The 1269-nt window shown below is 66.5% G+C and carries 1 protein-coding gene; it reads right to left on the reverse strand.

Going from position 1 to position 1269, the window contains the following annotated elements; genetic code table 11:
• Positions 1-32: 32 nt before the first annotated feature.
• Positions 33-1201, reverse strand: a protein-coding gene (locus AB0G14_RS35795) for an IS3 family transposase (RefSeq protein ID WP_357705258.1) whose coding sequence is annotated in 2 segments (ribosomal slippage) — positions 33-914 and positions 917-1201 — 1167 coding nt in all. Because the reading frame shifts where the segments join, the coding sequence is not laid out codon by codon here.
• Positions 1202-1269: the final 68 nt, after the last annotated feature.

Below are 1269 nucleotides of genomic sequence, written 5' to 3' on the forward strand. Positions count from 1 at the left end.
GGGTCTGCTGCACCGATAGGTGACAGTTTTAGTCACGCGGCCTGACTGGCCAGTGGGGTCATGATGGTCTCGTACTCGATAGGGGTCAACCGGGACAGGGATCGTTGGCGTCGACGGCGGTGGTAGGTCCGTTCGACCCAGGTCACGATCGCGGTCCTCAGCTGCTGCCGGGTCGTCCAGGTTCGGCGGTCGAGGACGTTGTTCTGTAGCAGGCCGAAGAACGACTCCATGGCAGCGTTGTCGCCAGCGGCGCCGACCCTGCCCATCGACCCGATCATGTGGTGCTGGTTGAGGGCGTGGACGAATTTCCGGCTTCGGAATTGCGACCCGCGGTCGGTGTGCAGCACGCAGCCGGCCACGTCACCACGGCGGGCTACGGCGTTGTGCAGGGCGTTGACGGCCAGCCTCGACTTCATCCGTGAGTCGATGGAGTAGCCGACGATCCGGTTGGACCACGCGTCCTTGATCGCGCACAGGTAGAGCTTGCCCTCGCCGGTGCGGTGCTCGGTGATGTCGGCCAGCCACAACCGGTTCGGGCCGTCTGCGGTGAAGTCGCGGCGCACCAGATCGTCGTGTACTGGCGGACCGACCTTGCCGCCCTTGCCCCGACGCTTCTTTCTGCTGAACGCGCTGAACCAGCCCATGCCAGAGCAGATTCTCCAGGCGGTGCGCTCGACCATCGGCTGGCCGGCGTCGCGGGCCTCATCGGCCAGGAACCGGTAGCCGAACTCCGGGTCGTCGCGGTGGGCGTCGAACAACGCGTCCGACCGATACGCCGCAGCCAGTTCAGCGTCGGTGACACGGCGGGCAAGCCACCGGTAGTAGGGCTGACGAGCGATGTTCAGTACCCGGCACGTCACCGCCACGGGGATCCCGTCGGCGGCCAGCTCGCTCACGAGCGGGTAGAGCCTTTTCCCGGCAGATGCGCCTGCGACAAGTAGGCAGCGGCCCGACGCAGGACCTCGTTCTCCTGCTCCAGCAGCCTGATCCGCTTGCGCGCCTCCCGCAGCTCGGCCGACTCGCTCCGGGTCACACCCGGCTTGGCGCCGACCTCGACGTCGGCCTGGCGCAGCCACTTGAACAACGTCATCGGGTGGACCCCGAAGTCCTTGGCGATCTGCTCGACCGTCACACCCGGGTCACGGTCACGAGCCACACGCACGACGTCATCGCGGAACTCTCGGGGGTAGGGCTTGGGCACAGCGACATCCTTCCAGCTCGCCCACAGGGCAAGCCATCTCAGATGTCACCTATCGGTGCAGCAGACCC

This window comes from Micromonospora sp. NPDC023814, assembly GCF_040639595.1.
In the GTDB taxonomy this organism is placed as follows: domain Bacteria; phylum Actinomycetota; class Actinomycetes; order Mycobacteriales; family Micromonosporaceae; genus Micromonospora.